The sequence below is a fragment of the Micromonospora pallida genome, from assembly GCF_900090325.1.
Lineage (GTDB): Bacteria > Actinomycetota > Actinomycetes > Mycobacteriales > Micromonosporaceae > Micromonospora > Micromonospora pallida.
The window spans coordinates 3,773,067-3,780,395 of sequence record NZ_FMHW01000002.1 but is presented as its reverse complement, the minus strand read 5'-3'; the positions used below and the strand labels follow the sequence as shown (position 1 = coordinate 3,780,395).

10 protein-coding genes are annotated in these 7,329 nt (G+C 70.6%); all 10 read right to left on the bottom strand.

Translation table 11 applies throughout. The annotated features are described in order from the left end of the window. Positions 1–51 precede the first annotated feature (51 nt). Positions 52–1,680 carry an FAD-dependent oxidoreductase gene (locus GA0074692_RS15295; protein WP_091645140.1) on the bottom strand — a complete coding sequence of 543 codons (1,629 nt, stop codon included), beginning with the start codon at positions 1,678–1,680 and terminating at the stop codon, positions 52–54. Positions 1,681–1,830: 150 nt separating this feature from the next. Further along, the gene (locus GA0074692_RS15290; protein ID WP_091653509.1) at positions 1,831–2,040 is read right to left on the bottom strand and encodes a DUF5957 family protein; all 210 of its coding nucleotides are present in this window, start codon (positions 2,038–2,040) and stop codon (positions 1,831–1,833) included. 76 nt (positions 2,041–2,116) lie between these two features. Then, positions 2,117–2,365 carry a DUF5988 family protein gene (locus GA0074692_RS15285; RefSeq protein ID WP_091645138.1) on the bottom strand — a complete coding sequence of 83 codons (249 nt, stop codon included), beginning with the start codon at positions 2,363–2,365 and terminating at the stop codon, positions 2,117–2,119. Positions 2,366–2,377: 12 nt separating this feature from the next. Then, the gene (locus GA0074692_RS15280; RefSeq protein WP_091645136.1) at positions 2,378–3,901 is read right to left on the bottom strand and encodes a peptide MFS transporter; all 1,524 of its coding nucleotides are present in this window, start codon (positions 3,899–3,901) and stop codon (positions 2,378–2,380) included. An 8-nt stretch (positions 3,902–3,909) separates the two neighbouring features. Further along, on the bottom strand, positions 3,910–4,986 hold the full coding sequence (locus GA0074692_RS15275; RefSeq protein WP_091645134.1) for a ketoacyl-ACP synthase III family protein: 1,077 nt from the start codon (positions 4,984–4,986) through the stop codon (positions 3,910–3,912). A 196-nt stretch (positions 4,987–5,182) separates the two neighbouring features. Next, positions 5,183–5,497 (bottom strand): antibiotic biosynthesis monooxygenase family protein, encoded by a 315-nt coding sequence (locus GA0074692_RS15270; RefSeq protein WP_218106672.1) that lies wholly within the window; start codon positions 5,495–5,497, stop codon positions 5,183–5,185. After that, complete coding sequence (locus GA0074692_RS15265; RefSeq protein WP_091645132.1) at positions 5,494–5,826, bottom strand: antibiotic biosynthesis monooxygenase family protein; 333 nt, start codon at positions 5,824–5,826, stop codon at positions 5,494–5,496. The genes GA0074692_RS15270 and GA0074692_RS15265 overlap by 4 nt, the downstream gene beginning before the upstream one ends. Before the next feature lie 2 nt (positions 5,827–5,828). Then, the gene (locus tag GA0074692_RS15260; RefSeq protein ID WP_091645130.1) at positions 5,829–6,578 is read right to left on the bottom strand and encodes an SDR family NAD(P)-dependent oxidoreductase; all 750 of its coding nucleotides are present in this window, start codon (positions 6,576–6,578) and stop codon (positions 5,829–5,831) included. Between the two features lie 29 nt (positions 6,579–6,607). Then, positions 6,608–7,066 carry an SRPBCC family protein gene (locus GA0074692_RS15255; RefSeq protein ID WP_091653504.1) on the bottom strand — a complete coding sequence of 153 codons (459 nt, stop codon included), beginning with the start codon at positions 7,064–7,066 and terminating at the stop codon, positions 6,608–6,610. 2 nt (positions 7,067–7,068) lie between these two features. Beyond that, positions 7,069–7,326, bottom strand: a complete 258-nt coding sequence (locus GA0074692_RS15250; RefSeq protein WP_091645128.1) for an acyl carrier protein — start codon at positions 7,324–7,326, stop codon at positions 7,069–7,071. Positions 7,327–7,329 lie beyond the last annotated feature (3 nt).

Sequence of the window (7,329 nt, the reverse complement as noted above, 5' to 3'; positions counted from 1 at the left end):
AACAAGGGGCCCCTGCTACCACCCAAGCCCGGCTGGGGCGGTGCGGGTGGGTCAGCGGTGCAGCAGCGCGCCCAGCACCCGCTCGACGGTGGACTCGGTGGCCTCGGCGCCGGCCGGGGACCGCCAGCAGACGAAGCCGTCCGGCCGGACGAGCACCGCCCCCTGCGGGGCGACGCCGTACGTCTCGTGCCAGGACCGGTCCTCCTCGGTGAGGTCCGCGCCGATCCGGTGGACATCGAGGTCGACGCCGAGCCGTTTCGCGGCGGCCGTGGCGGCGGCACGCCACGGTTCGCCGGCCGACCCGAGCAGCAGCACCGGCCGCCGGCCGAACAGGTCCAGCGTGGAGATCCGCTCTCCGTCCCGGCGCAGCCACACGTGCGCGGCGCGGGTGCCCGGCTGGCCGCCGAGCTGACGCGGCTCGACCAGCGCGGCATTGCGCACCCCGCCCGGCCCGGGCGGACCGGCGGGGACGCTGTCACCCGGCTCGGCGATCACGGCGGACGAGTCGTAGCCGTAGCCGAAGGTCACCATCAGGGTGTCCCGGACGGCCGCCTTCTGCTCCGGGGTGGCGAACCCGCCCCGGGTGGCCAACCGCAGGCCGGCCTGCATCATCACGGTCACCCCCACCGGGTGCCGCTCGGCGTCGTAGGTGGTCAGCAGCGCGGGGGAGGCCAGCCCGGTCAGCACCGCGTGCAGCTTCCAGGCCAGGTTGTGCGCGTCGTGGATGCCGGTGTTCGCGCCGTACCCGCCGACCGGCGGGACCACGTGCGCGGCGTCGCCGACGAGGAAGATCCGCCCGTCGGTGAACCGCTCGGCGACCAGCGCGCCCATCTCCCACGGCATGACGCTGCGCAGCCCGACCTCGAGGTCCGGTACGCCCACCGCGGCCCGGACCAGCTCGACGCAGCGCTCGTCGGTGAAGTCCTCCGGGCGCTCGCCCTTCTCCGGGTGGTAGGTGACGATCAGGGTGCCCTGGCCGAGCGAGTCGTCGTGCCCGAGGATTCCCTCGACCTGGTCGTTCTCCACCTGACAGATGGCGAACCGGCGGTCGCCCAGCGGCCCGGTCAGGTCGGCGCGGAACAGGATGCTCATCTGGTGGCGGACCACGCCCCGGCCGTGCCGGCGGATGCCGAGCCGTTCCCGGATCGGGCTGTGCGTGCCGTCCGCGGCGACCAGGTGCTCCGCCCGGATGGTGCGTCGCGCACCGGTCTCCCGGTCCTGCACGGTGGCGGTCACGCCCTCGTCGTCCTGGACGAGGTCGACCAGCTCGACGCCGAACCGGATGTCGGCACCCAGCTCCCGCGCCCGGTTCAGCACCAGCGGCTCGATCCGGTCCTGCGGCAGCGAGACCAGCCGCTCGATCGGGCTGATGTCGCTGACGTCCTCCTCGTCCGGGATCCGGGACATGTGGATCTCGCGGCCGGTCAGCGACTCGACCTTGCCGTTGAGGACGTGCCCGGCGAAGCCCTTGCTCTCCGCGTAGATCGCGTCGGTCAGTCCGACCGAGCGGTACAGCTCCAGGGTGCGTGGGTACCAGCCCCAGGCACGCGGGTGGATGGCCGTGCCCGGGTGACGTTCGACGAGGACCGACCCGACGCCGTGCGAGGACAGGAACAGGGCGGTGGAGAGACCCACCACTCCACCCCCGACGATCAGTACTGGTGTTGTCTCGTCGTACACGAGTGACTCCTCCCGGATCGTGGCTGGCCCAGCCTGGCAGTCCTGCTTGGAGGACGGCTCGAAGCGCGCTGAGAGATCACCGGGCGGGTCCGGGGACGGCAACGGGCGCCTCCCATCGACGATGGAAGGCGCCCGTGGACGGCCTCGGGGTCAGCGGCGGGGTGTACCGCCGCGCTGCATCCGCCGCTCGATAAGGACCGCGACGACCGCGCCGACGACGGCGAGGACCAGCGGCAGGTACCGGAAGCCTCCCAGATCACCCGTAGTCAACAAGCCGATCACGCCGATGATCTGGTCGATCACAATTCCGGCGAAGAACCCGGCGACCAGACCGATCACTACCGCTACCAGCGTCCTCATGGCGTCTCCCATCCCTCGTACGGCCGTGCTGTAGCCATACTACCTATCGCTGTCTCGTACCCAGCCGGGACGTTGGTCACTCCGCCACGTAGGTGCGGTGCGTCCAGGTGAAGACCCGCAGCGTACGGCCGGCGCCGTCGACGACCTGCTCCGACTCCCGCCGGAAGTGGTCGTAGCTGTTGCCGTTGCGGACCTTCACCGTGGCATCCCGCTCGTCGGTGCGGTAGTACCGTTCGACGAGCTGGCCGGAGCGGCCCGGTCCACCACGCAGCACGGCGTTCGGGGCGTCGACACTGAGGACGGTGTTGAGTTCGTTCGTCGACATGGTGCTCTCCGTTCAGCTCAAGGATTTCACTCCTTCGGCGGCCGACGTCGTCGTCGGCGCGACCGCTGGGGGATCGTCGGCCAGGCGGCGGGTCAACGAGCGGGCGCCGACCAGCAGGGCGGCGGCCACGGTGAGCCCGACGCCCGCGAGGATGAGGTAGAAGGTGGCCTCGGAGACCACCGCGGTGATCCCGGCGAGCTGGCCGCCGGTGGCCGCGCCGACCGCCGCGAAAAGCCAGAACACCCCGATCATCTGGCTGGAGAAGCCGGGCGGGGCGACCTGGGCGGCCAGGCTGAGCCCGACCGGCGCGACGACCAGCTCACCGCAGACGATGATCAGGTAGACGGTGAGCAGCCAGAGCGGCGAGACCGGGCTGCTCTCGGCGAGCGTGGCGGCCACCGTCATGATCAGGAACGAGACGCCGCCGAGGAGCATGCCGGCGACGAACTTCGGCGGGACGGCGACCCGGGAGCCGAGCTTCACCCACAGGGCGGCGAAGCCCGGGGCGAGCAGCAGCAGGAAGAGCGGCTGCGCGGACTGGAACCAGCTCGCCGGGATCTCGAAGCCCCACAGGTGCCGGTCCACCGAGTCCTTGGCGAAGATGTTCATCAGGGCGGGACCCTGGGCGTACATCATCCAGAAGAACGACGAGGCGATCAGCATCCAGAGGAACGCCCGCAGCCGCACCCGGTACGGCTGGATCTCCGGCCGGCGGTTCAGCCGGACCCAGTAGACGATCGGCACGCCGATCACCATCAGGCCGAGGACCATCAGCACCTGCTGGAGGGCGAGCACCCCGCTGGCCACGCCGACGATCGCCAGCAGCGCGGGGACGCCGCCGTAGAGCGCCGACCGCCGCCAGACCCGGGAGCGGACCTCCGGCGGTGCCGGGTTGGGCGGCCGGGAGCCGACGTCGCCGAGGCCGCGCATCCCGATCACGTACTGGATCAGGCCGACGACCATGCCGACCGCGGCGATGCCGAAGCCTAGGTGCCAGTTGATCTTTTCGGCGGCGAAGCCGGTGATCAGTGGCGCGAGCAGGGCGCTGACCTGGACGCTCATGTAGAAGAGCGAGAACGCCGCCTCCCGGCGTTCGGGCTGGCCCTGGTACATGTCGCCGACCATGGCGGCCATGCTCGGCTTGACCAGGCCGGTGCCGATGATGATGCAGCCCAGCCCGAGGAAGAGGGTCGGCTCGGCCGGTACGGAGAGGAAGATGTGCCCGGCGGTGATGAAGATGCCGCCCCAGAGGGTGGCCCGCCGGGCGCCGAGGATGCGGTCGGCGAGCCAGCCGCCGGGCAGGGCGGCCATGAACACCAGGGACATGTACATGCCGAACAGGGCGGCGGCGTCCACCTCGGACATGCCCATCCCGCCGTCCTCCGGGGAGGCGACCAGGAAGAGCGCCAGGATGGCGAGCATGCCGTAGAAGCTGAACCGCTCCCACATGTCGACGACGAACAGGGTGCCGAACCAGCGGGGCTGGCCGAGGAATGTCTTCTCGGTGGGTGGAATGGGCGCTGCTGTGGAGGCCATGGGTCCTCTCATCCCCTTCTGATCGTGCGGGTGAGTGCGGCCGAGGTGCTCGGCCGGGCGGCGGTGGGTGGTCGGCGGAGCATCTCGACCACGGCGCACGACCAGGTGAACCCCGCACCCACACCGGCGAGGAGGCAGCGCTGACCGGGCTGTAGTACGCCGGAGTCGGCGAGCTGCCCCAGCCCGGCGATCTGGTCGCCGGCTCCGAGGTGGCCGACCTGGCGTCCCCAGGACCAGGTGGTCCGGTCCGGGTCGATGGCGAACTTGTTCAGGAAGTGGGCCTTGAGCCGGCCGCGCCCGAGGTTCGGCAGGACGAACCAGTCGATGTCCTCCAGCTTCACCTCGGCGTCGGCCAGCGCCCGTTCGATCGCCTCGGACTGGCCTCGGTCGATCCGGTCGAGGATGCCGTCGAGGCCGCTGGCCTTGACGAAGTCCTGTCGCATCGTCTCCACGTCCACGGCGGCCCGGGCGCTGAACGGGGCCGGACCGAACGGGTCCACCCCGCGCTGCATCTGCTCCAGACCGGCGTCGGCGACGGTGGCGATGCTGCGCAGCCGGGCGAACCCGGGCCGGCGGGAGATCACGATCGCGGTGCCGCCGTCCCCGAAGACGGTGCCCGGGTCGCTGCGCCAGCGGTCGAAGCCGGGCGCGCAGAACCGGTCCCCGGTGGTGACCAGCGCGCTGGTGCGGTCCGGGCTGCCCAGCAGGTAGCTGGCGGCCAGTTCCAGCGCGCAGAGCCCGCCGTTGGACATCTGCCGTACCTCGATCGCCGGGCAGGCGTTGCCGACCGCCTCGCGCTGCACGTACGAGGCCGGGGCCCACATGTCGTGTCCCTGGTACCAGGTGTTGGCGTGCAGGATCAGGTCGATCTCCGCCGGCCGGGCGCCGGCCTGTCGCAGCGCGGTCTTCGCCGCGTGCGCGGCCATCTCCGGCCCGGACTCGTCCTCGCTCACGCAGACCGACTGCACCTCGGTACGCCAGACCAGCCGGCGTTCGCAGAGGCCGGCCCGTTCCGCCTCCTCCAGCGTCATCACCGGGGGCAGCCGGCGGCCGGTGCCGACGACGTACAGGTTCTCGATTCTCATGCCGGCCGTCCCACCGCGTTCCGGGCAGCGCCCACCTGGGGCGGAATGTCGGTCATCGAACGGCCTCCAAACTCCGTCGCTGCCCAGTCCTGGGCCTGATCTGCCCCGGGGCCGGGGCGGGGTGGCACGGGCCTTGATGGCCGGAAGGACCCCGGTCAGGGGTCCCTCCGCCACCGCTGGTTCGTCGAGCCGACGGTCAGAACGCCGCCGTCACCTCGAACACCTCGAAGAAGTTCGGCATCTCGCGGTCCTGGTGCTGCCGCAGCGGCGAGGTGGACGGGCGGTGCGAGACGCCCTCCTCCCAGACGCGGAACGCCTGGAGGCTCTCCCACTCGCTGAGTACCACCATCCGGTGCGGGTCGGTGGTCGACCGGAGCAGCTCGTTGCCGATCAGTCCCGGGGTGCCCTCCAGGTGCCGACTGATCTGGTCGTACGCCTTGGCGACCGCGTCCACGTCGTCGGCCGGCGCACGGTGCCACACCATCACCCGGGCCCGACCCGCGGTGCTCACCGCAGGGCCTTCGCGGCCTCACCGGCGGGGAGCGCGAACACGACGTTCATCGTGAACATCGCGCCACCGTGCCGGTACGGGTGCAGCTTCTTGCGGTGCTCCACGTGCTCGTCGCTGTGCTCGAACTCGCGGAACCGCGGCTCGTCCACCCAGTCGCTGATCACGTAGTAGGTCGACGCCTGCTCGGAGTCCTTCATCAGCCACTGGCCGCGGTTGGCCGGGTGGTCGGTGATGACGCTGCCGATGGAGAGCCAGGTCTGCTCGAAGCCCTCCTCCATGCCGGGGTTGATGTCGAACCGCAGCATGACCCGGAACACGGGGTTGCTCATGATCAGATACCTCCGTCGACGGGGATTTGCGCGCCACTGACGTAGCGGGACTTGTCACTGGCCAGGAAGAGCACCACCTCGGCGACCTCGTCCGGGTCACCGAGCCGGCCGAGCGAGGTGAGCTGCTGGTAGCGGGCCTCCATGGCGGCCCGCTGCTCCGGGGTGAGGCGGGCCATCTCCTCGGTGGCGATGACGCCCGGCTCGACCAGGTTGACCCGGATGCCCTGGCGGCCCAGCTCCTTGCAGAGCGAACGGGTCAGCCCGACCAGACCGGCCTTGGCGGCGGTGTAGTGGGCCCGCATCGGGATGCCCACCTTCGCCACCCGGGAGCCGATGTTGACCACCGAGGCACCCGGGCCCATCAGCGGCAGCGCCTTCTGGATCACCAGGAAGGTGCCGGTCAGGTTGGTGTCGACGACGGTGTGCCAGTCCTCGAGCGTCAGCTCGTCGTAGCTGACGTGGTTGATCACACCGGCGTTGTTGACCACCACGTCGAGGCTGCCCAGCCGGACCTTGACCTCGGCCAGCAGGTGGTCGATCTGCTCGGCGTCGCCGACGTCGGCGCGGACCAGGTGGTGCTGGCCCGGGGTGTCCTTCAGCTCCCGGGCGAGGCTCTCCACAGCCTCGCCCTCCGAGCGGTAGCAGGTCACCACGTTCGCGCCGGCCCGGGCCAGGGTGAGCACGATGGCCCGCCCGATCCCGCGGGTGCCCCCGGTGACCAGGGCGTTCTTGCCGGCAAGTTGCTGTTCCATCAGTCCTCCAGGTAGGGGTTTCGCCGGCTTCAGGAGCGGGCGACGGCGGCCTTCTCGATCCGTTCCTTGATGGCCGCCATCTGGATGGCCGAGTTCTTGAGCAGGTGCGCCGCCATCGCGTCGTCGTCGAAGGGCATCACGTCCTTGACGTGGAACTCCTGCTCCCAGCGCATCTCCACGCCGCCGTCGACCTCCCGGTACGCCCAGAAGATGTTCATGAAGTCGAACGGGCCGGTCTCGATCCGGTGGGCCCGCACGGTCCGGGTGGCCGGGTCGGAGGTCCGCTCGGAAACCCAGGTGTTGACCTTGCCGTCCTCGTCCGGGTGCATGGCCAGCCGGAACCGGATGGTGTTCCCGTCCCGCTCCAGCACCTCCGCCGTGGCGTACTCGGTGAAGAGGTTCGGCCAGTTCGGGACGTCGTTGGTCATGTCCCAGACCAGGTCCATCGGCGCGTCGATGACGACCGCGCATTCGGTCTTCTTGGCCATCGTCACGCCGCCGCGGTGAGCTGGGAGTTGACGTAGTCGATCAGCTCGCGCGGGGTGCGCAGCTCGCTGATCTTCTCCTCGGGGACGGAGGCCGGGAACTCCTTCTCCAGCCGGCTCACCACCTCCAGCACGGCCAGCGAGTCGTAGCCGAGCTCGGCGAACTCGGTGTCGCGGATGTCCGCGTCCAGGTCGACCGAGTCGTCCACACCCACGGTCGCGCGGATCACGCGCGTCAGGTCGTCGAGGGTCATTTCACGCATGGC